The organism is Maribacter sp. UBA3344, from assembly GCF_002362375.1.
Taxonomy (GTDB): Bacteria; Bacteroidota; Bacteroidia; order Flavobacteriales; family Flavobacteriaceae; genus Maribacter; species Maribacter dokdonensis.
This window is the reverse complement of sequence record NZ_DERI01000021.1, coordinates 99,360-124,411: the sequence shown is the minus strand read 5'-3', so window position 1 is coordinate 124,411 and position 25,052 is coordinate 99,360. Positions and strand designations below refer to the sequence as shown.

At 36.4% G+C, this 25,052-nt stretch carries 21 protein-coding genes; 18 read left to right on the top strand and 3 right to left on the bottom strand.

The annotated features are described in order from the left end of the window. Positions 1-13: 13 nt before the first annotated feature. The 8 genes from B2Z27_RS13800 (at position 14) to B2Z27_RS13765 (ending at position 10,870) form a co-directional block, all read left to right on the top strand. Complete coding sequence (locus tag B2Z27_RS13800; RefSeq protein WP_286814078.1) at positions 14-1,375, top strand: phosphatase PAP2 family protein; 1,362 nt, start codon at positions 14-16, stop codon at positions 1,373-1,375. Next, positions 1,365-3,059, top strand: a complete 1,695-nt coding sequence (locus tag B2Z27_RS13795; RefSeq protein ID WP_286814077.1) for a CRTAC1 family protein — start codon at positions 1,365-1,367, stop codon at positions 3,057-3,059. Before B2Z27_RS13800 ends, B2Z27_RS13795 begins: the two co-directional genes overlap by 11 nt. Positions 3,060-3,181: 122 nt before the next feature. Further along, a complete protein-coding gene (locus B2Z27_RS13790) occupies positions 3,182-3,706 on the top strand; it encodes an RNA polymerase sigma factor (RefSeq protein ID WP_286814076.1) in 525 nt (174 codons plus the stop codon). A gap of 11 nt (positions 3,707-3,717) precedes the next feature. Continuing rightward, positions 3,718-4,137, top strand: coding sequence for a hypothetical protein (locus B2Z27_RS13785; protein ID WP_074671217.1), 420 nt, complete (start codon positions 3,718-3,720; stop codon positions 4,135-4,137). An 84-nt stretch (positions 4,138-4,221) separates the two neighbouring features. Then, positions 4,222-4,827 carry a TetR/AcrR family transcriptional regulator gene (locus tag B2Z27_RS13780; protein WP_286814075.1) on the top strand — a complete coding sequence of 202 codons (606 nt, stop codon included), beginning with the start codon at positions 4,222-4,224 and terminating at the stop codon, positions 4,825-4,827. After that, positions 4,828-6,168 (top strand): TolC family protein, encoded by a 1,341-nt coding sequence (locus tag B2Z27_RS13775; RefSeq protein WP_286814074.1) that lies wholly within the window; start codon positions 4,828-4,830, stop codon positions 6,166-6,168. It abuts the gene before it with no gap. A gap of 25 nt (positions 6,169-6,193) precedes the next feature. Beyond that, entirely contained in the window at positions 6,194-7,360 is a 1,167-nt protein-coding gene (locus B2Z27_RS13770; RefSeq protein WP_286814073.1) for an efflux RND transporter periplasmic adaptor subunit, read from the top strand. A gap of 6 nt (positions 7,361-7,366) precedes the next feature. Then, positions 7,367-10,870, top strand: a complete 3,504-nt coding sequence (locus B2Z27_RS13765) for an efflux RND transporter permease subunit (RefSeq protein ID WP_286814072.1) — start codon at positions 7,367-7,369, stop codon at positions 10,868-10,870. A gap of 73 nt (positions 10,871-10,943) precedes the next feature. On the opposite strand, the gene B2Z27_RS13760 is transcribed toward B2Z27_RS13765, so the two are convergent. Further along, positions 10,944-11,291, bottom strand: coding sequence for a toxin-antitoxin system YwqK family antitoxin (locus B2Z27_RS13760; RefSeq protein WP_286814071.1), 348 nt, complete (start codon positions 11,289-11,291; stop codon positions 10,944-10,946). Between the two features lie 259 nt (positions 11,292-11,550). Here B2Z27_RS13760 and aspS point away from each other — a divergent pair, with 259 nt between their 5' ends. The 6 genes from aspS to B2Z27_RS13730 all read left to right on the top strand — a co-directional run bounded on the left by aspS (position 11,551) and on the right by B2Z27_RS13730 (position 17,163). After that, positions 11,551-13,305 (top strand): aspartate--tRNA ligase, encoded by a 1,755-nt coding sequence (aspS, locus tag B2Z27_RS13755; RefSeq protein WP_286814070.1) that lies wholly within the window; start codon positions 11,551-11,553, stop codon positions 13,303-13,305. A gap of 128 nt (positions 13,306-13,433) precedes the next feature. Further along, positions 13,434-13,982 carry a hypothetical protein gene (locus B2Z27_RS13750; protein WP_286814069.1) on the top strand — a complete coding sequence of 183 codons (549 nt, stop codon included), beginning with the start codon at positions 13,434-13,436 and terminating at the stop codon, positions 13,980-13,982. Beyond that, on the top strand, positions 13,954-14,781 hold the full coding sequence (locus tag B2Z27_RS13745) for a tetratricopeptide repeat protein (RefSeq protein WP_286814068.1): 828 nt from the start codon (positions 13,954-13,956) through the stop codon (positions 14,779-14,781). Before B2Z27_RS13750 ends, B2Z27_RS13745 begins: the two co-directional genes overlap by 29 nt. A 35-nt stretch (positions 14,782-14,816) precedes the next feature. Next, positions 14,817-16,601, top strand: coding sequence for a chloride channel protein (locus B2Z27_RS13740; RefSeq protein WP_058104379.1), 1,785 nt, complete (start codon positions 14,817-14,819; stop codon positions 16,599-16,601). A gap of 33 nt (positions 16,602-16,634) precedes the next feature. Next, positions 16,635-16,901: a hypothetical protein gene (locus B2Z27_RS13735; RefSeq protein WP_058104380.1), complete on the top strand. Its 267-nt coding sequence runs from the start codon at positions 16,635-16,637 to the stop codon at positions 16,899-16,901. 70 nt (positions 16,902-16,971) lie between these two features. After that, positions 16,972-17,163 carry a cold-shock protein gene (locus B2Z27_RS13730; protein ID WP_058104381.1) on the top strand — a complete coding sequence of 64 codons (192 nt, stop codon included), beginning with the start codon at positions 16,972-16,974 and terminating at the stop codon, positions 17,161-17,163. A gap of 71 nt (positions 17,164-17,234) precedes the next feature. On the opposite strand, the gene B2Z27_RS13725 is transcribed toward B2Z27_RS13730, so the two are convergent. Next, positions 17,235-17,678 (bottom strand): nucleoside deaminase, encoded by a 444-nt coding sequence (locus B2Z27_RS13725; protein WP_058104382.1) that lies wholly within the window; start codon positions 17,676-17,678, stop codon positions 17,235-17,237. 62 nt (positions 17,679-17,740) lie between these two features. On the opposite strand from B2Z27_RS13725, the gene B2Z27_RS13720 reads away from it, so the two are divergent. Then, the gene (locus tag B2Z27_RS13720; protein ID WP_286814067.1) at positions 17,741-19,507 is read left to right on the top strand and encodes a 1-deoxy-D-xylulose-5-phosphate synthase; all 1,767 of its coding nucleotides are present in this window, start codon (positions 17,741-17,743) and stop codon (positions 19,505-19,507) included. Then, entirely contained in the window at positions 19,504-20,631 is a 1,128-nt protein-coding gene (locus tag B2Z27_RS13715) for a DUF3078 domain-containing protein (protein WP_091607624.1), read from the top strand. Before B2Z27_RS13720 ends, B2Z27_RS13715 begins: the two co-directional genes overlap by 4 nt. Here B2Z27_RS13715 and B2Z27_RS13710 read toward each other — a convergent pair. Continuing rightward, positions 20,628-21,971: a deoxyguanosinetriphosphate triphosphohydrolase gene (locus B2Z27_RS13710; protein ID WP_286814066.1), complete on the bottom strand. Its 1,344-nt coding sequence runs from the start codon at positions 21,969-21,971 to the stop codon at positions 20,628-20,630. The genes B2Z27_RS13715 and B2Z27_RS13710 overlap by 4 nt on opposite strands. A 179-nt stretch (positions 21,972-22,150) precedes the next feature. On the opposite strand from B2Z27_RS13710, the gene B2Z27_RS13705 reads away from it, so the two are divergent. Both B2Z27_RS13705 and B2Z27_RS13700 read left to right on the top strand, forming a co-directional pair. Next, positions 22,151-22,549 (top strand): carboxypeptidase-like regulatory domain-containing protein, encoded by a 399-nt coding sequence (locus B2Z27_RS13705; protein WP_286814065.1) that lies wholly within the window; start codon positions 22,151-22,153, stop codon positions 22,547-22,549. Positions 22,550-22,768: 219 nt separating this feature from the next. Then, positions 22,769-25,036: an inorganic phosphate transporter gene (locus B2Z27_RS13700; RefSeq protein ID WP_286814064.1), complete on the top strand. Its 2,268-nt coding sequence runs from the start codon at positions 22,769-22,771 to the stop codon at positions 25,034-25,036. The last annotated feature ends 16 nt before the right edge of the window (positions 25,037-25,052 follow it).

Genomic DNA, 25,052 nt, shown 5'->3' with positions numbered 1-25,052 from the left:
TTTATAAATAACAATGACCATTTATAATAAAAACATACTTGGCAGTACGCTCTTACTATCACTACTTTTAATGATTACAGCTTGTTCTACAGAAGAACAACCAAATATGAGTGAAAAAGATGTTGCTACGGAATGGGCCAACATGACTTTGTACATTACCCAATATACCCCATCTAACTCCCCTACATTTGCCTCAAGAGCATTTGGTTACACCGGTTTAACCATGTATGAATCTATAGTACCAGGTAATAAAGAATATAGTACAATGAACAATCAGGTTACTGGTCTAACCATGTTACCAACAATAGATACGGACAAAGAATATAATTGGATACTATCTCTTAATGCAGGTCAGTCAGAAATATTGAAGAATATTTATGTTCAAACATCAGATGAAAATATCCAAAAAATAGATTCCCTTGAACAGGTTGTTTACGATCAATTTAAAACAAGTGTTGCTCCAGAAACGGTGAAGCGCTCTATAGAATATGGTAAATCTGTTGCAAAAGTAATTTTTGAATGGAGTAAAACAGATGGAGGTCATAGAGGATACTTATACAATTTTGACAAATCTATGGTTCATCCAGACAGACCGGGAGCATGGAAACCACCATTGTTCGCACAGTCTTTTAGCCATCATCCATTACACCCACATTGGGGCGAAAATAGAACCTTTGCTCCTATCAATAAAACAATTGAGGATCCACAAATGATACCTTATGACACACTTCCAGGGTCTGCCTACTACCAACAATTTGAAAATGTTTATCTAAAAGATTTAGAATTGACCCAATTAGAAAAGGAAGCTGCCATTTGGTGGGGAGATGACCCTGATGTTAGCTTTACACCGCCTGGTCACTCGTATTATTTTGCTACGTTGGCAGTAGATGGGCATGATCTTTCACTTATAGAAAGCACCCAAGTGTATGCCCAAGTAGGCATGGCCGTGGCAGACGCTTTTGTTAATTGTTGGAAATGGAAATATCTTTTCTTTACGGAAAGACCTAATACCTTTATCCCAAAGTACATTGATGAAGAATGGGAATCTTTTTGGCCAGACCCGCCATTTCCTTCATTTCCATCTGGACATGCAATACAAGCCGCCGCTGCCGCAACCATATTAGAACATAATTTTGGCAAGGAATTCACTTTTACCGATAGGGCACACGAAGGAAGAGAACGAGATGAGTTAAAAGAAACCGATTTTGTCGTTCGTTCTTTTGACACCTTTTGGGAAGCTGCACAAGAAACTGCAGATTCTAGATTTTACGGTGGTATACATACTCAACTTGACAACGAGGTAGGATTAGAAAAAGGAGTGGAAATCGCAAAAAATGTTTACACCCTACAATGGAAGAATACAAATGAAAAATAACACCACTATAACGCACACATATTTTTTGGCAGTACTTTTTTTCTGCGGATGCCTAATTAACGCACAAGAAACTTTTGTTGATGTTACAGAGCATGCAGGTATTGAACACCAATACGAAGTATATGAAGGAACATTTGGTGGCGGTGTAACCGTTTTCGACTTTAATAACGATGGCTTTGAAGATCTTTATATCACTAGCGGTATACAAGCGGACAGATTATATCTAAATAAAGGAAATGGTACGTTTGAAGACGTTTTTAAAGGCTCTGGTCTAGAGGTTACCAATGAGTATGTTACCCAAGGTGTGGTCAGTGCAGACATCAATAAAGATGGGTTTAGAGATTTGTTCATTACAACAATCACAACTACAGATGGTAAAAATGTAATACCTAGGGCAAAAAATCTATTGTTTCTAAATAATGGAAATGCCACGTTTACCAATGTTACAAAAGCATATGGTTTAGAAGAATTCAACTCTTTTAGTACAGGTCCAAGTTTTGGAGACATAGATGCCGACGGATACCCAGATCTTTTTGTTGGCAATTACTTCCAAGAATTTACCGGAAAACTAGGTATTATAAAAGACGCAACTATAGTTAGTGCAAACCAAACCGCAAGAAGTTATTTACTAAAAAACAATGAAGGTAAAAGCTTTAAAAATGTGTATGATGACTATGGCTTAGGTCATAAAGGTTTTGGGTTTGGTGGTGTTTTCACCGACTTCGACAATGATCAAGACCAAGACTTATTGGTGAACCAAGATTTTGGTTACAAAGCAGTGCCCAACTTCCTGTACCAAAATGAATATCCTAATGATCGCTTTGAGGACGTAAGCCAGCAAACCGAAATGGATTTAAAGATCAACGCTATGGGAGCGGCTGTTGGTGATTACAATGGGGATGGATGGATGGACTATTATGTTACCAACATTAAATTCAATATGCTTATGGAAAACCAAGGCAATGGTAATCCGTTTGTAGATAAGGCTAAAGAATTGGGTACCTACAATTTAGCCATAAGCTGGGGCGCCAATTTTGCCGATTTTGATCATGATGAAGATTTAGACCTTTTTGTTTCCAATGGTGATTTAAACCCCAACTGCACCCCAATGGGCAATTTCTATTTTGAGAACAATGCCAATACGTATACCGAAAAGGGACGTGAACTGGCTATTAACGATTATGGTATTGGTAGAGGTTCGGTAATTTTTGATATGGACAATGATGGAGACATGGATTTACTGGTCGTAAATCAAAAACCTATTCTAAACTATCCTATTGCGTCAACCACCCGCTTATTTAGAAACGACATTGCAACAGGAAATTGGTTAAAAATAGCTTTAAAGGGCGTACAAGCAGAAAGCAATGGTATTGGTTCTAGGGTAACGGTAATTGCGAACGGTAAAAAATTCATTAGGGAAATAGATGGCGGTGGGTCTAGTCATATTTCTCAAAACTCGGTCATTGCACATGTTGGCCTGGGTACAACCACCAAAATAGATTCCGTCATAGTAAACTGGTCTGGTGGCAACACTCAAATTATTACCAATATTAAAGCCAATCAATTATTAGAAATTGTAGAAACAGCCCAACCCAAAAAGCCCTTATTCAATTTTTGGTACTTCATTGGTGCTCTATTTTTAATAATTACAGTCCTATATATATACCGCAACAAGAGAAGTTAAACAGCTGATTATATTATCTTTACACATTTTACAAAATTAATTTTTAAAAAAATTCCTTAAAAATGCAATAGGTTTCAAATTCTGCGTCTTTATAAGTGAAGACCAATTGAAAAAGCTCTTGGATGGCATCTGACCAAAAAGATAACACAAACCTGAATAGTTTTTTTGAAGAAGAATACAGCTCGATCAAGCGCTACATTCAATCTAAAATTAAACAAACATCAGAAAGTGATGCCGAAGATATTATACAAGATGTTGCTTTACGTATTTTCTCTAGACCTATAGATGCTTTACCAATACATAACATTGGTGGTTATGTGTATAATGCCGTCAAAAATAAGATTACAGATATATTACGCACCAAAAGAACACGGTTTGATGACCAAGAGCAACTAGAACAACTCTGGACAGATTTTACCTATTTGTTCTATGATCAATCTTCAAATGAATACCCTGCACTAATACAAGAAAAACTAAAGATTGCCATAGAGGAATTAAAGCCTGTTTATAGAGATATCATAATTGCAGTTGATTTTGAAAATTATAGCTACAAAGAAATTTCAATGGAAACCGGTATACCTCAAGGCACACTAATGTCTAGAAGACATAGGGCACTTTCAATACTTCTTAAAAAAATAGAACATTAAAAAATAGCATTATGAAATCTAATTTGGAAAAAACCATGGAAAAATCAGCTCAATATTATGTTTATAAAGCGTTCAAAATTCTCATGTATATTTTACTAGGGATCATTATAGTCTTTTTAGTAGGCTACATTGTTATGCGTTTATGGAATTGGCTTATGCCAGATATTTTTGGATTACCTCAAATAGACTACTGGAAAGCTCTTGGCATACTACTATTATCTAAAATAATCTTTGGTTTTGGTGGTGGTGATGGTCCTAACAACAAAAAAAAGAAAAAGGATAAACACAAGAGATTTTCAAAATTTGATCCATGCAAACCTATGAGAACAGATTTTTCCAAGTGGAAACACTATGATGAATTCTGGAAGAATGAAGGCGAACAAGCTTATAAAGAATACGTGGCACGTAATGAATCTATAAACAACGGATGAAGTTTCTAAACGACATTAACAAATTGTAAAACTTTGGAAACTTTTACAGTTTCTAAAGTTTCCTGGTGTATATTTGCACTCGTTATGAAAGAAAAAATACGGAATACGGCATCACAGCTATTCTTGGAACGCGGTTTTAAAAGTATAACAATGGATGATATTGCCAATGAAATAGGCATGTCCAAAAAAACGATCTACAGCGAATATGAAAATAAGACTTCGCTTATTGAAGATTGCGTTATGGCTAAGTTTTGTGTTTTAAATGAAGGTATAGATCTAATAATAGCTATGGAAAAGAATGCTATTGAAGAATTATACGAAATCAAAAGGTTTGTAATGTCCCATTTGAACAACGAAAAAAGCTCTTCTCAATTCCAATTAATGAAATACTACCCTAAAATCCATAAATCGCTAAAACTTATGCAATTTGAAAAAATGCATAAGTGTGTGCTTTCAAATGTAGAAAGAGGGCTAGCTCAAGGGCTTTTTAGAGATAATGTAAATCCTGAATTTGTAGCCCGAATATATTTTAGCGGAATGAATACCATTAAAGATCAGAACATTTTCCCTTTAGACCTTTTTCCTATATCTGAACTTATGGATTCATTTTTGGAATATCATTTACGAGGTATAGTTACTCCTAAAGGGAAAACCATATTAAATAACATCATCAATTCAAATCAAGAATAAATGCGAAATCAATTAGTAATCTTAATCACTGTTCTAAGTCTAAACTTAGGTCTATCACAAGAACAGACCTATTCTTTTACCTTAGATGAGGCAATTCAATTTGCTTTAGAAAACAACTACGCCGCTATAAACGCCAATAGGGACATCATAGATGCCCAAAAGCAAAAATGGGAAACTATTGCGGGTGGCTTACCTCAAATAAACGGATCAGTTGGGTATCAAAACCAGTTAAAACAACCCGTTACCCTTTTGCCTGCAGAGCTTGTTGGGGGTGCGGCAGGTGAGTTTATTCCGGTAGTATTTTCCCAACCCCAATCTATGACTGCCACGGCAACCTTAACCCAGCAAATTTTTGATGGGTCATACATTGTTGGTGTTCAGGCAACAAAAGCCTTTTTGAGCTATAGTGCCAATAATAAAGAAAAAACAGAGCTAGATGTTAGAAAACAAGTAGTTGAAGCCTACGGCAACGTTTTATTGGCAGAAGAATCGGTAAAGATTTTAGAAAAGAATAAGGCAAACCTTAAAAAAAACCTTTACGAAACAACCAAATTGTACGAAAACGGGTTAGGAGATGAAGAAAGTGTAGACCAACTTCAAATAACACTTTCTTCTGTAGAAAACCAATTACAAAATGCACTTAGACTAAAAGAGATTACCTTACAAATGCTCAATGTTAGTTTAGGTTTAGACTTAAATGCACCTACGCAATTACAAGAAAATCTAGAAGACCTTACCGTTTCTAAAATGGATCTTAGCATACTAAGTACAGCTTTTAATATCAGCGACAATGTAGATTATAAACTTGCCGAAAACTTAAACGAGCAACGTTATTACGAATGGAAATTGTCTAGAAGTAGAGCCCTACCCACTTTAAACGCTTTTATAAACTACGGTAGTTCTTCCTATTCAGAAAGTTTTGATTTCTTTAGTGGAGACCCAGAGTGGTTTGATTCTTCCATATTGGGCCTTGACCTCAACATACCAATATTCAGTTCTTTAAAGCGTAGTGCCAGTACACAACGTGCAAAAATTGCGTTAGAAAAGGCAAAAACACAATTAACGGAAGCAGAACAACAAATTAGATTACAGTTAGAGAACGCCAAGAACGACTATACGTTAGCCATTAACAATTATGAAACGGCAAAACAAAACCTATTACTTTCTGAACGTATAGAAAACAAAAATCAAATTAAATACAAAGAAGGATTGGCTACCAGTTTTGAGTTGCGCCAAGCACAAACCCAACTATATACCACTCAACAAGAGTTTTTACAGTCAATGGTTGAGGTTATCAATAAAAAAACGGATCTAGAAATTATACTAAATACAAAATCCTAAATAATCAATCATAAAAAAAACGATCATGAAGAAATTACCTATTTTATTAATAGCCGTCATAAGCCTTTACTCATGTGGTGGTGAAGATCAATCGGTAGCTGAAATTATTTCGGGAAAAAACCTTGAGGCCATAAGAGCCAAAAAAAATGAAATAACTACCCAGCAAAAACTGATAGATGCCCAACTAAAATCTTTGGACTCTGCAATTGCCATTTTGGGCAATGAAGAGAAGTTACCTTTAGTAAATACATTAACAGCCAAAAAGGAAATATTTAATCACTATCTGGAATTGCAAGGAGATGTAAGTACCAAACAGAATGTACTGATCTACCCAGAAATGGCAGGTACCTTACAAAGGGTATACGTTAAAGAAGGGGACCGTGTAAGCAAGGGACAAGTTCTTGCAACCATAGATGATGGCGGAATGTCAAGTCAATTAAACCAATTGAAGACACAGGCATCTTTAGCCAAAACAACTTTTGAACGTCAAGAACGTCTTTGGAATCAGAATATTGGATCGGAAATTCAGTACCTACAGGCAAAAACGAATTATGAAGCGGCCGAAAACATGGTATCACAAGCGCAAAGCCAGTTAGGCAAGTCTACGATCAGAGCTCCATTTTCAGGAATCATAGACAATGTAATTAAAGACCAAGGTACTGTGGTTGCACCAGGACAGGGATCTGAGGTATTTCGCATAGTTAACTTGTCTGATATGTATATTGAAGTAGAAGTACCAGAAGCTTATTTAGGCAATGTTACAAAAGGAAAGGAAGCTTTGGTCTATTTTCCTATACTAGGTGATAGCGTTGTTACTAAGATCAGGGAAACGGGTAATTTCATCAATCCGTCTAACCGTTCTTTTGAAGCTGAAATACCGGTACCGAACAAAGAAGGTAAAATTAAACCTAATCTTTCGGCAAAGGTGAACATTAATGATTACACCAGCGAAGATGCAATTTTGATACCAACAAGTATAATCTCTGAAAATGCAGAAGGGGAACAGTATGTATTTGTTGCAGATGAACCAAATGCAGATGGAGAATCAATCGTAAAAAGAACCATAATCACCACAGGTAAAACCCAAGGTGCAGCTATAGAGGTCTTAACAGGATTAAACGACGGAGACCATATTATCAAAGAAGGCGCAAGAAGCGTCAAGGATGGTCAAAAAGTTAAAATTAAAAAATAAAGATCGATGAGTAAAGTAAAAAAGAACGCCGATAAGGAATTCGGTCTTTCATCATGGTCCATAGATAACCCCTCGGTTATTTATGTCATGATCGCCATTTTTCTTTGGTTAGGTTTCAGTGCTTATATGGCTATGCCCAGAGAAGATTTTCCTGAAATCATAGAAACCAAAATTTATATCAGTACACCCTACCCTGGCAACACTGCCGAGGATATTGAAAAACTGATTACAGACCCTTTAGAAGATAGATTAAAGAACATAAGTAACGTAGTAGAGATTACGTCAACCTCTCAAGAAGATTACGCAATTTTAACCGTAGAATTCGATGAGGATATAACCGTAGAACAAGCCAAACAAAAGGTTAAGGACGAAGTTGATAGTGAAAAGGCTAGTGAAGACTGGCCAACGTTCAACGGAGCTAAGGTAGAACCAAATGTTTTCGATTTAAATTTCTCTGAAGAAGTTCCCATCATGAACATCAATTTTACGGGAGATTATCCTGTAGAAAAACTGAAGGAATTTGCAGAATACCTACAAGATGAAGTTGAAGACCTTCCAGAAATTAAACAGGCCGATATACGTGGTGCCCAAGATCTAGAAGTAGAAATTGGCGTGGACATATATAAGATGATGGCCGCTAAAATTAGTTTTCAAGATGTTATCAATGCCATTAGCAATGGTAATATGACAATGTCGGCTGGTAACCTGAAAACAGTTGGTCAAAGACGTACCATTCGTATTTTAGGCGAAGTAGAAGATCCAAAAGAATTGAACAATTTTGTGGTCAAGTCTGAGAATGGCGCCGTGTACCTTAAGGATATTGCATCCGTTAATTTTCATGCTAAGGATAAAACCACCTACGCCCGTGAGTTTGGTAAGAATGTAGTCATGCTCGATGTAAAGAAGAGAGCTGGTAGAAATGCGATATCTGCCGCAGACAAAATCAAAGAATTGGTCAAGAAGGAAGAAGCTGATTATTTTCCGCCAGATCTTAATATTTCTATTGCCAATGATTCTTCTACTAGAACTTTGAACCAGGTAGACGATTTAGTGAACAACATCATATTCGGGATCATTTTAGTTGTAACCGTTTTAATGTTCTTCTTAGGATTTAGAAATGCCCTATTCGTTGGTTTTGCCATACCTATGTCAATGTTCATGTCTTTCGTAATATTGTCATGGCTTGGTTATACGCTAAATACCATGATCTTATTTGGTATGATCATGGGGCTTGGTATGTTGGTAGATAACGGTATTGTAGTGGTAGAAAACGTTTACCGATTAATGGACGAAGGTCTTTCCAGAACCGAAGCTGCCAAAAAGGGAATTGGTGAAATAGCCTACCCTATTATCATTTCTACCGCAACAACAGTAGCAGCATTTGTACCGTTAGGATTATGGCCAGGTATTTTTGGGCAGTTTATGATTTATTTCCCTATCACACTTTCTGTTGTATTGGGATCCTCATTGTTCGTTGCTATTTTCATGAACTCTATGTTGGTTTCTAAATTTATGAGTACCGATGAAAAAGAACTGACCCTAAAGCAGCTTATTCGTATGAGTATTATTTTGGGGGTATTGGGAGCTTTAATCTTAATATTTGGTGGTGCTATGAGAGGCTTAGGATCTGTATTGATCTTAACCGGTATCATGTTCTGGGTATACAAATATGTAATTAAAGGTGCTGCTATACAATTTCAGCGTAAAACCATGGTTCGTTTTGAAAATTGGTATGAAAAACGTCTAAAGCACGCCCTTAGAGGTAGTAATGTATACTGGTATTTTGGTATTACCTTTTTCATGTTGATCGGTGTATTTATGTTATTTGGCATGTCGGTTGGTAGTGGACGTACTAAAATTGAGTTTTTTCCGGACAACAAACCGAATGAAATCTATGTGTATGTAGAGTATCCTGAAGGAACCTCTATTGAAAAAACCAATGAAATCACCAAAGAGGTAGAAGATCAAGTATACGCCATAATGGATGACCCTAAGTACAAAAAGAACGGGGAAAACTTTATGATGGCCTCAGCGGTATCGGTAGTTGGTGAAGGTGCCGGTAACCCATTAACAGATGGTGGTTCTTCGGCAGAAATGCCACATAAAGGTAAAGTAACCGTAAACTTTAGTGAGTACAAATACAGAGAAGGTCTGAACACAGAAGACATCAGGGCTCGTGTACAAGCTGCATTACAAGGTATTTACCCTGGTGTTGCCATTTCCGTTGAAAAAGATGCCAATGGTCCGCCAGCTGGTTTCCCTATTAACATTGAGCTTGAGGGTAGCGATTATGATGAGCTCATTAGTACTGCCGAAGACATTAAAAACTTCATCAACACCAAAAATATTGCAGGTATAGAGGAGTTAAAAATTGATGTGAACAAGGGCAAACCTGCCATGCAAGTAATAGTTGATCGTGAAAAAGCCGGTGAACTTGGTGTGGCCGTTGGTCAGGTAGGTAATCAATTAAGACGTTCCATTTTTGGCGAAAAAGCAGGCGTATATAAAGAAGATGGCGAAGATTATGACATCAACGTTAGATTCAACGAAGATCTTAGATATAATAAAAGTGCCTTATTCAATCAGAATATTATTTTTAGGGACCCATCTAACGGTCAAATCAAAGAAATACCAATTTCTGCCGTAGCCAAAGAGAAAAACACCTCGGGTTTTAGCGCCATTAAACATCGTGATGGTAAACGTGTAGTAACCATTTACTCCGGATTAAAACCTGGCTTTACAGATGCTAATGCTATTGTAGGTGAAATTAAACAAGAAATGGAAGGTGGTTTCGAAGGAAAACCAGAAACGGTTAAAATTGATTATACAGGTCAATTAGAGGAACAAAAGAAACAACAAGAATTCTTAATTGGTGCTTTTTTCTCAGGATTAGGATTGATCATGCTTATTTTAATATTCCAGTTTGGTGGTATATCCAAGCCATTGATCATTATGATCGCCATTTTCTTGAGTTTTATTGGTGTATTTGGAGGGTTAATGATCACTGGATGGTCTTTTGTTATTATGATGACCATGATGGGTATTATTTCGCTGGCAGGTATTGTTGTGAACAATGGAGTGGTACTCCTAGATTACACACAGATACTGATAGACCGTAAAAAGATAAGATTAGATATGGACGACAGCGACCTATTGACTATTGAAGATGCTACAGATTCTATGATTGTTGGTGGTAAGGCAAGATTAAGACCTGTAATTCTTACGGCAATTACAACAGTGCTTGGTCTGATCCCTTTGGCAATAGGACTAAATATAGATTTCTTTTCACTGTTCTCAGAATTTAACCCTAAGATCTATATGGGTGGAGACAACGTAATATTTTGGGGGCCATTAGCGTGGACGGTTATCTTTGGTTTATTAGTTGCCACTTTCTTAACTTTAATTATAGTACCGGTATTATTCAATATTGTGTACCGTATAAAAATAAAATTTAGAAACTGGGGAAGTAACAGTACAGATAACAATGAGCAATTGGAAAGTGCTGCTTAAGCATCTCTAAAAATTGATATAAAAAAAGCCCGTATTCAAATGAATACGGGCTTTTATATTTGAATTAGTTGATTTACTTATTGCTTACAACAGGATCTTTTTTGCTTGCTTTAGAAACACTTGCAATTCTATTGTTGTCAAAATTAACTTCACTTCTTACATCACCTTCCCAAAACAACCACTTACCGGTTCTAACACCGCTATCATAGTTACCCATGGCTATTTTCTCTCCCTTTTCATTGAACATTTTCCATTGGCCATCTAGCTTTTCATTTACAAAATAACCTTCTTGGGATTTCTCTCCATTAGCATGAAAGTATGTTGCTTTTACTTTATCTCCTTCTTTTTCAAAAACTGGATCAATTTGAGCGTATGATCCAAACGACAATGCCATTACGGCAATAATTAGTATCTTTTTCATAATTATATATTTTTTTTGATTACTGATTTCTTGTATGATAACGGTATAAAGATACAATTATTTTGCAATTAATCAATGTTTAGGTAACTTTTACATAACATTAAATTAACATTGAAGTCATAAAAGACTATTTACCAGTACATTAACCTTGTTTACAAAGGTTGTTTCGTAAAACCAGTCATCGAGTAAAACCTGCATTTAATATAGACCTACTATGAAATAGACTTCTTAAATTTGCCCTTTCATTAAAGCAAGTATTATGTATAGAAGCCATTCCTGCGGGGAATTAAGAGAATCACATATTGGTACAACAGTTACCCTTTCTGGGTGGGTTTCCAAAACAAGAGATAAAGGTTTTGTTGTTTGGGTAGATATTCGTGATCGCTATGGTATAACACAATTAGTGCTTGATGAAGATCGTACTTCTAAAGAATTATTGGAGCAAGCAAGAAACTTAGGTAGAGAGTTTGTTATTCAAATAAAAGGTGAGGTTATTGAAAGAGCATCAAAAAATGCAAACATTCCAACGGGTAATATAGAAGTTTTAGTTTCTGAATTAACCATTTTAAACATATCTAAGACGCCGCCATTCACCATTGAGAACGATACCGATGGTGGCGAAGACCTGCGAATGAAGTACAGGTATTTGGACATCCGTAGAAAACCGGTACAAAACAACCTTATTTTTAGAAGTAAGGTAACTATGGAAGTTCGTAAGTTTTTATCTGGCGAAGGCTTTATAGAAGTGGAAACTCCGTATTTAATAAAATCCACTCCAGAAGGAGCAAGAGATTTCGTAGTACCTAGCCGTATGAACGAAGGGCAGTTCTATGCATTACCACAGTCGCCACAAACCTTTAAACAATTATTGATGGTTGGTGGTTTAGATAAATACTTTCAAATTGTAAAGTGTTTTAGAGATGAAGATTTACGTGCAGACAGGCAACCAGAGTTTACACAGATAGATTGCGAAATGGCTTTTGTAGAGCAAGAAGATATTCTTAATGTATTTGAGAACTTAACCAAATACCTTTTAAAAGAAGTTAATGGTGTTGAAATAGACTCTTTCCCAAGAATGACCTATGATGAAGCCATGTCTAAATATGGGAACGACAAGCCAGATATTCGTTTTGGAATGGAGTTTGGGGAATTAAATGCTGTAACACAACATAAAGAATTTGGTGTATTCAATTCTGCTGAATTAGTTGTGGGTATTGCGGTACCTGGTGCAGCATCTTACACTAGAAAAGAATTAGATGCCTTGGTAAATTGGGTAAAACGCCCACAAGTGGGTGCTAATGGAATGGTGTACGTAAAATGTAACGAAGACGGAAGCTTTAAATCTACCGTAGATAAATTTTACGACCAAGACGATTTGGCAAAATGGGCAGCGGTAACCGGTGCTAAACCAGGCGACCTTATTTGCGTTCTTTCCGGCGACGCCAATAAAACAAGAACACAGTTAAGTGCGCTACGTATGGAAATGGCCACCAGATTAGGGTTGAGAAAGCCAAACGAGTTTGCTCCATTATGGGTAGTTGATTTCCCATTATTGGAACTTGATGAAGAAACGGGTCACTACCACGCCATGCACCACCCATTTACATCGCCAAAACCAGGTCAATTAGAATTATTGGATACCGATCCAGGTGCTGTTCGCGCCAATGCTTATGATTTAGTATTGAATGGTAATGAAATAGGCGGTGGTTCTATTCGTATTCATAATAAAGAAACACAGGCAACCATGTTCAAGCACTTAGGTTTTACTCCCGAGGAGGCAAAAGCACAATTTGGATTCTTGATGGATGCCTTTCAGTACGGAGCACCACCTCATGGCGGATTGGCATTTGGTTTAGATAGACTCGTTGCTATTTTAGGCGGACAGGAGACCATACGTGATTTCATTGCATTCCCTAAGAACAATAGTGGTAGAGATGTCATGATCGATGCCCCTGCAGCAATTGACGACGAACAATTAAAAGAATTGAACTTAAAGTTAGATATACAAGAATAACCGTACTTGATTTCCCTACATAATTAAAAATCCTGCCCAAGTGCAGGATTTTTTGTTCTTCACTGGCTTCAATTTTTACAATAAAAGAAGTAATATCCATGTAAGGTATTTTTTGTTAAATTCACTTTGTGAAAAAATGGATAAAAATTTTATTGTTTAGTATATTGGGCATTTTGCTCATATTAAGTGTTTTTGCTGGGTATTTTTACTACAAGTTCGAAAAAGCTTATGATACCACCGACAAACCTTATAAAAACTATATAGGGTATATTGATCAGGAGAAAGCATTACTAAATGATGTCTATTCTTTATGTGATGATGGCAATATTTATCATACGTATAGTGGAGCGGGTTTAAATGCTTACGCAAATACCAAAAGTCAGTTCAGAAAAAACTTGGCAAAATATTACCTAGGAGATACTTTTGATGATTCAGGGTATTTAAATTTTCGTTTTTTAGTGAATTGCGAAGGAAATCCAGGTTGGTTTGAAATCATTCAAATGAATTTAGACTTAGAGGAAAAAGAATTAAATACAAAAATGGTAGATTCTCTTTTAAATTTTACTGCAATGCCCCAAAACTGGAATGCTCTTGAATTTCAAGAAGATTCTAGTAATTATTACATGTACGTTTCATACCGAATAGAAAATGGAAAAGTGGTCGAAATTATTCCTTAGTAGTTTTACGTTCTTGTTATCTATTTCCTGTGGAAAGAGTGATAACGCAAAAAATCCAAGAACCCTAGCCGAAGAAAGGTTTAAAGATGCTACTTTCTATATGCAAGGCTCAGTTGCTTTTCAAAATGGTATTGCTGAAGCTGTTTCAATAGACCCAACCTTTGAACCTGGGGTTTATGAACTTTCTGTAGCCGATTTAAAACGAGGTCTACCCAATGAATGGCTTCCACAATATAACAAAGCGGTAGTATTAAATCCTGAACAACGAATTCCATGGCGAGGTTACCTCTACTTATGGTTTTATAGAGATTATGAAAAGGCTATCGCAGATTTTAATTCATCAGATACGATAACCCCATATTTAGATTATCCACAAGGGCATAGTGTAGATTATTGGCGTGGCATTGCATATTTAGGCGCAAAAGACTATGATAACTCTGTTGCTTATTGGGATAAACATATTACCAAAGAAACTGAAGATTCTGGTGAAGATTGGGTAGAATTAGAAGCGTTTCTTTATAGAGGTATAGCCTATTACGAATCTGATAACAAAGAAAAAGCAAATGAGAATTTTGACAAAGTCATACAATACTTCACCAACTCTGCAGATGCCAAGTATTATAAAGCAAAACTATTATTAAATGAAGGCCATAAAAAGGCAGCTCTAAACATGATCGAAGATGCCATTGTAGATTTTAACAACGGCTATTATAACAATAGAGCATATGTTGAAACACTTCGTCAAATTTACCTGTTAGATTTAGAAGAACTTAAATCAAAAATCATAGCAAGTAATTAAATACCTTTGATGGCTACTAACGATATGGTTATACAATGCCCATACAAACAAACAATTTCTTAAGGCGTATTTATAAGTGGAGATATAAGAACATCTCACAAAAGACCTTTATTTACATTTTAAGTGTTGTTGTTGGCTTATTGGCCGGTTTAGCATCGGTAACACTTAAGAATATTACTTATTTTATTGAGGCATCCTTAGAGAAAGGAATTATTTTCTCTAGCAATCAATTATATTTCATTTTACCAATCGTAGGTTTAACCCTGGTGTTTCTCTACGTAAAATATGTCCACAAAGAGAAGTTGAAACATGCGGTTTCTTCCATTCTTTTCTCCTTATCAAAAAACAAAGGTCATATAGATGTTAAACAAGTATACACTCAATTGATCATTGCTCCCTTAACCGTTGGTTTTGGTGGTTCGGTGGGGTTATTAGGTCCTGCAGTGGCAACCGGCGCTGCAATAAGTTCTAACCTTGGCCGATTGTTTCATATCAACTCTAAGACAAGGTCCTTACTAATTGCCTGTGCATCTGCAGGTGCCATTTCATCTATTTTTCAATCGCCCATTGCGGCTATTATTTTTGCGGTAGAAGTATTTAGTCTAGATCTTACGATGATATCAATGTTACCATTATTACTGGCATCCATAAGTGGCGTACTTACCTCCTACTTCTTTATGGGCAATGAAGTATTGTTCAATTTCTCGATCAATGAACCGTTCCAAGTAAAAGACACCCTATTCTACATCGTTTTAGGCGTTGGTACCGCCATTGCATCGATCTATTTTACTAAAATGTATTTTGGCATTATCAACTTGTTTAAACCATTAAAGAGTCCTAAGTACAGACTTTTGGTAGGCGGTTTGGCTATTGGAATTATGCTTTATTTTATACCTCCGTTATATGGTGAAGGTTTTTCCTTCATAAACGACTTGCTAAAAGGAGACCATATTAATGCCTTGGGAAAAACCCCTTTTGACGCTTACATTGATAATATTTGGATCGTTATTGCATTACTGTTCGGTATCACCATTTTTAAAGCAGTAGCAATGACCACCACGTTAGCGGCAGGTGGGGCCGGTGGAATTTTCATTCCCACCATGGTCATGGGCAGCGCTTTAGGAAATGTAGTAGCTAAACTGATCAACAATTCAGGCTTGGGCTTTTCGGTATCGGAAAGTAATTTCACCTTAATAGGCATGGCAGGCTTAATTGCCGGTGTACAACATGCACCCTTAACGGCTATTTTCCTTATTGCAGAAATAACTGGTGGTTATGCCTTGTTTGTTCCGTTAATGATTACTGCATCGATCTCATACATTATTACAAAAAACACGGTAGATTACACTATTTACACCAGAGAGCTGGCAGAAAGTGGTGAACTATTGACCCATAACAAAGATCAAGCCGTACTTACCCTTATGGACCTAGACACCGTGATAGAGACCAATTTTAAAACGGTACATCCAGAAATGACATTGGGAGAAATGTTACATGATTCCGTTGCAAAATCTACCCGAAATATATTCCCCGTGGTAGATGCCCATCAAAAATTTTTAGGTATTATTCTATTGGACGATATTAGGGAGTTCATGTTCGATACTAAACTGTACAACACTACAAAAGTAGAAACCTTTACACATAAAGCACCGGACCATATTTATTACGGCATTGATACCATGCAGATCGTAATGCAAAAATTTCAAGATAGTGGGGCGTGGAATTTACCCGTTGTAAAGAATGGAAAATACATGGGCTTTGTATCCAAATCTAAACTATTGACCGCCTACAGAAGAGAATTAATAAGATTTACCAAATAAAGAATAGCAGCCGCTCAAGATAAAAGTAATAAAATGAAGTACCTTATTTCCCTTATAGTTGTAATCTCCTTTGGATTGATTATTTACGGATTCACCTTAGATAACGGTCAAGAAGCTTTATCCCATAAATATATAGGCTCTGGTACCTTAGGATTGTTTTTATTGGCAATGCCACTCTTCTTAATCAAAGAGAGCAAAGGGAAAAAATTCAAAGATTATATGCTCACAGATGAAAATGTAAGAAAAATGCAAGGAAAAGAGCCTAGAAACACTGATAATCAAGACTCTCCAAAAAATTAATAGGGCAATTCGCTACCAATCAACGCAAAATTATATTAAATTAGAATCATAATATTAAAATTTCAATACAATGATTGGTACCGTCAAATTTTACAACGAATCTAAAGGTTATGGGTTTATAACCAATGAAGAAACTGGAAAAGATATTTTTGTTCATGCCACCGCATTACATGGCACTGAAATTAGAGAAGGTGATAGAGTGAGCTATGAAGAAGAAGAAGGAAGAAAAGGTACGGTTGCCGGACAAGTTCAGGTACTATAATTTATTTTCTTTTTTATCAAAAACATCAATGAACCACGCTTTTGCGTGGTTTTTCAATTTACATCTAAGTTTTACTTTCTCTTTTTAGCAAAGAACTCTTGCAACAAACTAGCCGACTCCACCTCTAAAATACCACCTATGATCTTGGTTTTGGGATGTAAGGTGGTACCCATTGCACCACAACCACGCTCTATATCTTTAGCCCCATAAACTATTCTACCTATCTGGCTCCAATATAGCGCTCCTGCACACATTTGACATGGCTCTAAGGTTACATATAATGTACAGTCTTTTAAGTATTTTCCCCCAAGAAAATTAGCGGCAGATGTTATTGCCTGCATTTCCGCATGTGCGGTAACATCATTTAATTTTTCGGTAAGATTATGTGCTCTGGCAATAATTCTATCTTGCACCACAATTACAGCACCTACGGGCACTTCACCAGCTTCAAGAGCATATTCGGCCTCTTGAAGGGCTCTTTTCATAAAATAAGTATCATCGTAAGGTAAAACCATAAGGTCAAAAATACGATAGTTTCATTTTTAAAAAAGTATTTTTGTCCCATTATACCCGCAGTTTGAAATCGATACTAGAACATATCAATTCACCGAAAGACCTAAAACCTTTAAATCAGGAAAATTTAAGGCAATTGGCTACTGAGCTACGTGAATTTATTATAGATATTGTTTCTGTAAAAGAAGGCCATTTAGGTGCCAGTTTAGGCGTTGTGGAATTGACCATTGCACTACACTATGTGTTCAACACCCCTATAGACAAGCTTATTTGGGATGTTGGTCATCAAGCATATGGACATAAAATACTGACCGGTAGAAAAGATATTTTTGACACCAACCGTCAGTTTGGTGGTATTAGTGGATTTCCAAAAATGAAAGAAAGCGAGTTTGATGCTTTTGGTACAGGACATAGCTCAACTTCTATTTCAGCATTATTGGGAATGGCATTGGCGGCACAACTACAAGGAAAACCAGAAAGGCAACATATTGCAGTAATTGGCGATGCATCTATTGCAAGTGGCATGGCATTTGAGGGGTTAAACCATGCAGGAGAAACCAAAGCCAATATGTTAATTGTTTTAAATGATAATGCCATGGGGATCGATCCAAGCGTTGGTGCATTAAAGAAATACTTGACCAACGTAAAAACAGGATCCGCTAAAGAAGAGAACATTTTTGAATGCCTTAATTTCCATTATACCGGTCCGGTAGACGGTCATGATTTGCCATCCTTAATCAAAGTATTGGAAATTTTAAAGCATGTTGATGGTCCTAAACTTTTACATGTTATTACTACAAAGGGCAAAGGGCTGCAAAAAGCAGAGGAAAATCAAGTAACCTACCATGCACCCGGTAAGTTCAACAAGCAAACGGGAGAGTTGCAAAGGAAAAATGCCGCACTTGAACCTCCAAAATTTCAAGATGTTTTTGGAAAGACCATAGTGGAACTGGCATTAAAAAATGAAAAAATTGTGGGTATTACGCCTGCTATGCCAACAGGTAGTTCTTTAAAATATATGATGGCCACAATTCCAGAAAGAGCCTACGACGTAGGTATAGCCGAACAGCATGCCGTTACCCTGGCTGCCGGTATGGCCACTGATGGCATGGTTGTTTTCTGCAATATCTATTCTACCTTTTTACAACGTGCATATGACCAGGTAATTCATGATGTGGCCTTGCAAAATTTACCTGTAATTTTCTGTTTGGATCGCGCAGGTTTAGTGGGCGAAGACGGACCAACACACCATGGTGTTTATGATATCTCTTATTTAAGATGCATCCCTAACCTTGCAATTTTTTCCCCATTGAACGAAGAAGAGCTAAGAAATATAATGTATACCGCTCAGTTAGGGTTAGACCACCCTATTGCCATTAGATATCCACGAGGTAGGGGAAAAATGTTGAACTGGCAATTATCTATGAAAAAACTTCCCATAGGTAAAGCTGTAGCATTAAAGAAAGGACATAAAATTGCTATTCTAAGCACCGGACCTATAGGCAATATGATATCTGAAATGATAGAAGAATTGAACCAACCCGATGCTATAGCGCATTACAACTTTCCTTTTATAAAGCCTCTGGATAACAAGTTATTAAAAGAAATACTTATAAAATTTGAACATATCATCACCTTAGAGGACGGCGCGGCGATTGGCGGATTTGGCAGTGCAGTGTTAGAATTTGCAAATAATATTGGAATCCATAAAATAATTAAGATATTTGGAGTTCCTGATTTCTATATCACCCATGGAGCTACAGAAAAACTCTACAAGGAAGCAGGAATAGATAAGATGTCCGTAAAACAATATGTACAACAGTTTCTATGAAAAGAATAGCTTTTAAACCTTATTACCTTTTACTACCCGCATTTCTTTTGTTGATCCAATTTTCTCATGGTCAAGATACTATACCGGCACCTATTATTGTTGACAGTGTAACCGTTGATAGTATTGCGGTAGACACCATTGTAATCAGAAGAACCGTAGATAAAATTTACTCTCCAAGAAAAGATGTAAACCTACAGATACCCAACATAGATTTTAAAAAAACCAAAACACTCCAAAAGGGATTTCAACGTTTTAGAGTACCTTCTTTTTGGGAAACTGAAAATAGTTTTGGTATCAATATCAGTGAAGTCGCCTTTGTGAATTGGAATGCCGGTGGTGATAACGCCATAAGTGGTCTAGGATTTCTAAAATTTGCCAGAAAATACAAGTTCAGTAACTTTCAATGGGAAAACAATTTAGAGTTACGCTACGGTTTGAATGCCCAAGAAGGGCAAAAACTTAGAAAAACCGAAGATGTCATAAGATTAACCTCTAATCTAGGTTTTAAAAAAGATAATACCAGCAGGTGGTTCTACTCGGTACAATTAAACTTTAATACCCAATTTTCCAACGGTTACAAGTACCCAGATAGAGATACGCCTATATCAAGATTTATGGCTCCGGGTTACTTACTATTTGGTGCGGGTACATCATATATTACCAAAGACGAAAAATTTAACCTATACCTATCTCCTTTAACCCAAAAATCAACTTTTGTTTTAGATCAAGACTTGGCAGATAATGGTGCCTTTGGTGTGGAAGAAGCAGAATTAGATGCTGATGGCAACGTTATTACTCCTGGGGAAAATCACTTATTGGAAATTGGTATTCTTATTACCAATAATTTCAATTATAATATTGCCGACAATATTGAATTGAAAAGTAGGCTGAACCTCTATACCGATTATATTAAGAGTTTTGGAAACGTTGATGTTGATTGGGAATTGACCTTGAACATGAAGGTGAACAAATTTATTAGTACAAGCTTAGGCACCCAAATGATCTATGATGACGATATTCTTTTTGACGTAGTCAAAAATGATAACGGAACCATTGTTGATCCTGGAACACCCAAAATACAGTTTAAGCAAGTATTGGGCGTAGGTTTACTATACGGCTTCTAAAGAGTCTTGCCCTTTATTTTATTATGCATATGCACTGCGGCACTATCAGAAAGACTAGCCACGTAGCAACAAGTGTTTAAAACAATTTGATATAATGATGCGTCTGTTTGCTGGTAAAAACCCGGTAAGGTCCTTAAAATGAGTTTGTGATAATTAGATGCCGTATTGTTCTTTTTACCGATAAGCGCATCAATATACACATCTAAAATATCTGAAATAATGGTATAGCCAGCAATCTCTTTCTCTACCACTTCTTGCGATTGATATATTTTTTGAACGCTTAAGCTTATGATATCTTCAATTTGGGCCTTAAATTTACTTTTGTCCAATAAGGATACTTCAAAAGTACCGTTCAAAATACTTTCTTCATGTTCTATGAATATAGAGACCGCATCTTGTATTAAGGTGTTTATAGCCAAGGCCCGCAGATAACTAAGCCTATCTTCCATATACTCCAATGAATTATACTTCTTGGTATTTATAGTATCCTTAACCAATTTTATCAGGTATTCCAAAGCATAATCTTCAGAAATCAAACCTAAATTAATACCGTCTTCAAAATCAATTATCGTGTAACAAATGTCATCTGCGGCTTCTACCAAAAAGGTTAGAGGGTGCCTACCATAAGCAACGGAACCGTTTAGACTTCTGGCAGGTAAACCTAAATCTTTGGCAACTTCATCAAATATGTTTTTCTCACTTTGAAAAAATCCAAATTTCTTATCGCAAATGTGTTTGGAAGGTTTCTTGGGCAAAGATTCTTTAGGGTACTTCATAAATGCCCCTAAAGTGGCATAGCTTAAGCGTAGACCCCCGGACACTCCTGCCCTATCTTGGGTCAATAATCTAAATCCGTTTGCGTTACCTTCAAAGTCAATAATATCTTGGTATTCTACCGGCGTAAACTGTTCTTTAAATTTTAGTCCGTTTCCAGTTTTAAAATATTCTCCTATTGCTTTTTCCCCACTATGGCCAAAAGGAGGATTTCCAATATCATGTGCCAAGGCGGCCGCAGCGACTATAGCTCCAAAATCATTGAATTGGTAACCATGTACTTCTTTTAAATGCGGATGTTTCTCTATAATTTTTTTGCCCGCTAACCTACCTAAGCTTCTGCCAACAACAGATACTTCTAAACTATGGGTCAGTCTTGTATGAACGAAATCAGTTTTAGATAACGGAATAACTTGGGTCTTATCTTGAAGACTTCTAAAAGCGGATGAAAAGATGATACGATCATAATCAACATCGAACCCTAACCTAGTTTCATCTTGTTCATTTCTTAATCGTTTATTTTTATCGCCTTGTCTGCGTAAAGAAAGTAGTTGCTCCCAATTCATTTTAACCCATTATTTACAAGCCGCAAGATACGGCATTTACTACTTTTTAGCTTTTGAATTATGACACAACTAAGTCATTATATACTAGAATCTTAACCTTTAAAATACGTATTCATAATTCTTAGGTAACATTTTCTTAACCTTGAGTACCTTTCTTTGCGCGAGAATCTAAATAACCGATGAAAAAAGTATTTGTTCTATTTGCCCTAATGATAACCTCCTTGTCATTTGCACAAGAGACCAGCTCTATTAAAGGTAAAATTTTGGACGGTGAGTTCTATAACGAGCCTCTATTAATGGCCTCTGTTTCTTTGGACGATGCCACTTTTTCTACACAAACCAACTTTAGAGGTAACTTTGAATTCAATGATATTGCCCCTGGCAAGCACAATATTCTTGTTCAATTCATGGGATACGAACCTATGCGTCTAGAGGTTTTGGTAAAAGAAGGGGAACAGGCCACAATTTTAGAAACACTTTATGCCAAAAGTTTACCAATGCCTTCTTCTACTAAAGTAAGTTCCGCATCTGCCGAGACGGAAACCGCATTGGAGTTGGCCGTAAATAAAACCAAGTAATATTAGCACATTTTTTAGTCGATTTTTACTCTTTAAAAATTGACCAATACGTGCTTTTAAAAATCTATTTCAAAAGAAAAGTAGTATTTTCATCAACAAAACTTGGTTTCTTTGAAAGTATTAATCATCATTGCATGAAATACGATTTTAACTTCATAACCTTATGTTAACCTGAATGATAATTTATAGTATCATTTTTGTTCCTTATTTAATTTTTTGATGGGCGAGAACATATATTTATTCATGATTATTGCATTGGCCGTACTGGCCATAACCGATTTAATTGTAGGTGTTAGTAATGATGCCGTCAACTTTTTAAATTCAGCAATAGGTTCAAAAGCAATTTCCTTTAAAACCATAATGATCGTTGCCAGTGTTGGTATAGCGTTTGGCGCAATATCATCTAGTGGAATGATGGAAGTTGCCAGAAAAGGAATCTTTAATCCGTCAGAATTTGTGTTTGCAGAAATCATGATCGTCTTTATGGCCGTTATGATTACGGATATATTATTACTGGATTTTTTCAATACCCTTGGTATGCCCACATCAACAACAGTTTCCATTGTTTTTGAACTATTGGGTGCGGCCGTAGCAATATCGCTTGTTAAAATATATTCTGGCGATGGTAATATTACACATTTAACCGACTATATAAATACAGATAAGGCCACCGAGATTATCATTGGAATCCTATTATCGGTCGTCATTGCTTTTACCATTGGTGCCATTGTTCAATTTTTTACAAGGGTTTTAATATCCTTTAAATTCAACGAAAAGCCAAAGTGGGTAGGTGCAATCTTTGGTGGTATGGCCATCACTGCGATTATATATTTCATATTGATCAAAGGTCTTAAAGGCACTTCGATCATTAGTCCTGAGGCAGCTATGTTCATTGCCGAAAATCCAGAATTATTTCTTTTAGGAAATTTCGCTTTATGGTTTGTACTTTCTTGGGCAGCAACCACTTTTCTGAAGTGGAATATTTATACTGTAATTATCATTTTAGGAACTTTTGCGCTGGCCATGGCGTTTGCAGGTAACGATTTGGTAAACTTTATTGGGGTTCCATTGGCTGCTTATGAATCTTTTTTAAGTTGGTCAGAATCTGGTCAATTAGCTTCAGAATACAATATGAAAGGGCTTGCGGTCGCTGTACAGACCCCAACCTATCTTTTACTGGCATCTGGTATAATCATGGTGGTTACGCTATGGTTTTCATCTAAAGCAAAAAATGTTGTAAAGACTAGTGTGGATCTTTCTAGACAAGATGAAGGAGAAGAGCGTTTTGAGCCCAATTACCTGTCTAGGCAAATTGTTAAATTCTCCATTAAAGCTTCAGAAAATTTAAACGGATTAATTCCCGTAGCAATTCAAAATAGAATCAACGAACAATTTATTAAGCCAACATCATATGCCCAAAAAGCAAAAGCTAAAGACCAGCCTGCTTTTGATTTAATTAGAGCTTCCGTAAATCTAATGGTTGCCAGTGTATTGATCTCTTTGGCTACATCGTTAAAACTACCATTATCTACAACTTACGTAACCTTTATGGTTGCTATGGGTACATCTTTGGCAGATAGAGCTTGGGGATCGGAAAGTGCGGTATATAGAGTTGCGGGTGTGCTTAATGTTATAGGCGGATGGTTCTTTACCGCCGTTGTAGCTTTTGTTGCGGCAGCGATCATTGCTTATGTTATACATTTAGGAGGTATTTGGGCAATTGGAGCCTTATTGATTTTTGCCTTTATCTTAATTGGCAAGAACTACTTATCACACACCAAAAAATTAAAGGAAACCAAAGAAGAGGAAATCTTACAACGTGCAGAAAGCAGTTCTATTCAAGGGGTTATTGAGGAAAGTGCCAAGAATATTGCAAACGTCGTTAAAAGAGCCAACAAAATATACTCGAACTCCATTAACGGACTTGCGAAACAAGACTTAAGCTCTCTTCATAAAAACAAGAAGCAAGGCGCCAAATTGGCCAAGGAAATTGAAGACCTAAGAAACCACACCTTCTATTTTATTAAAAATTTGGAAGAAGCACATATAGGTGCCAGTAATTTCTATATAAATGCCATGGGCCACTTGACAGATATTTCACAATCATTGGAATATATTGGTAAAGTAAGTCACAAGCACGTTAACAATAACCATAAAAAATTAAAGTATAACCAAATCAAGGAACTGAAGCAAATAGATATTAAACTTGCCGAAATTCTAGATAATACCTATCATGCTTTTGACGAAAGATCATTTGAGAAAATAGGTAACATTCTTAATAACAAACAAGAATTATATGATTTGGTATCCCAAAAAATAAGCCTTCAGGTTGAGCGCACCAGGTCAGAAGAATCCAGTCCTAAAAACACTACGTTATATTTTACTATCTTACTAGAGACTAAAGATTTAATGACGGCGACCATGAACCTTCTAGAGCTATATTACAAGGAACATGATGCCGATGTTAAACCGGCAACATTAGACTAAAGGAGATACACTTTAA

What these genes read in the sequence shown, in the direction of transcription:
- B2Z27_RS13800 (WP_286814078.1), top strand. Translation starts at nt 14, where the DNA reads ATGACCATTTATAATAAAAACATACTTGGCAGTACGCTCTTACTATCA.
- B2Z27_RS13795 (WP_286814077.1), top strand. Translation starts at nt 1,365, where the DNA reads ATGAAAAATAACACCACTATAACGCACACATATTTTTTGGCAGTACTT.
- B2Z27_RS13790 (WP_286814076.1), top strand. Translation starts at nt 3,182, where the DNA reads ATGGCATCTGACCAAAAAGATAACACAAACCTGAATAGTTTTTTTGAA.
- B2Z27_RS13785 (WP_074671217.1), top strand. Translation starts at nt 3,718, where the DNA reads ATGAAATCTAATTTGGAAAAAACCATGGAAAAATCAGCTCAATATTAT.
- B2Z27_RS13780 (WP_286814075.1), top strand. Translation starts at nt 4,222, where the DNA reads ATGAAAGAAAAAATACGGAATACGGCATCACAGCTATTCTTGGAACGC.
- B2Z27_RS13775 (WP_286814074.1), top strand. Translation starts at nt 4,828, where the DNA reads ATGCGAAATCAATTAGTAATCTTAATCACTGTTCTAAGTCTAAACTTA.
- B2Z27_RS13770 (WP_286814073.1), top strand. Translation starts at nt 6,194, where the DNA reads ATGAAGAAATTACCTATTTTATTAATAGCCGTCATAAGCCTTTACTCA.
- B2Z27_RS13765 (WP_286814072.1), top strand. Translation starts at nt 7,367, where the DNA reads ATGAGTAAAGTAAAAAAGAACGCCGATAAGGAATTCGGTCTTTCATCA.
- B2Z27_RS13760 (WP_286814071.1), bottom strand. Translation starts at nt 11,291, where the DNA reads ATGAAAAAGATACTAATTATTGCCGTAATGGCATTGTCGTTTGGATCA.
- aspS (WP_286814070.1), top strand. Translation starts at nt 11,551, where the DNA reads ATGTATAGAAGCCATTCCTGCGGGGAATTAAGAGAATCACATATTGGT.
- B2Z27_RS13745 (WP_286814068.1), top strand. Translation starts at nt 13,954, where the DNA reads ATGGAAAAGTGGTCGAAATTATTCCTTAGTAGTTTTACGTTCTTGTTA.
- B2Z27_RS13740 (WP_058104379.1), top strand. Translation starts at nt 14,817, where the DNA reads ATGCCCATACAAACAAACAATTTCTTAAGGCGTATTTATAAGTGGAGA.
- B2Z27_RS13735 (WP_058104380.1), top strand. Translation starts at nt 16,635, where the DNA reads ATGAAGTACCTTATTTCCCTTATAGTTGTAATCTCCTTTGGATTGATT.
- B2Z27_RS13730 (WP_058104381.1), top strand. Translation starts at nt 16,972, where the DNA reads ATGATTGGTACCGTCAAATTTTACAACGAATCTAAAGGTTATGGGTTT.
- B2Z27_RS13725 (WP_058104382.1), bottom strand. Translation starts at nt 17,678, where the DNA reads ATGGTTTTACCTTACGATGATACTTATTTTATGAAAAGAGCCCTTCAA.
- B2Z27_RS13715 (WP_091607624.1), top strand. Translation starts at nt 19,504, where the DNA reads ATGAAAAGAATAGCTTTTAAACCTTATTACCTTTTACTACCCGCATTT.
- B2Z27_RS13710 (WP_286814066.1), bottom strand. Translation starts at nt 21,971, where the DNA reads ATGAATTGGGAGCAACTACTTTCTTTACGCAGACAAGGCGATAAAAAT.
- B2Z27_RS13705 (WP_286814065.1), top strand. Translation starts at nt 22,151, where the DNA reads ATGAAAAAAGTATTTGTTCTATTTGCCCTAATGATAACCTCCTTGTCA.
- B2Z27_RS13700 (WP_286814064.1), top strand. Translation starts at nt 22,769, where the DNA reads ATGGGCGAGAACATATATTTATTCATGATTATTGCATTGGCCGTACTG.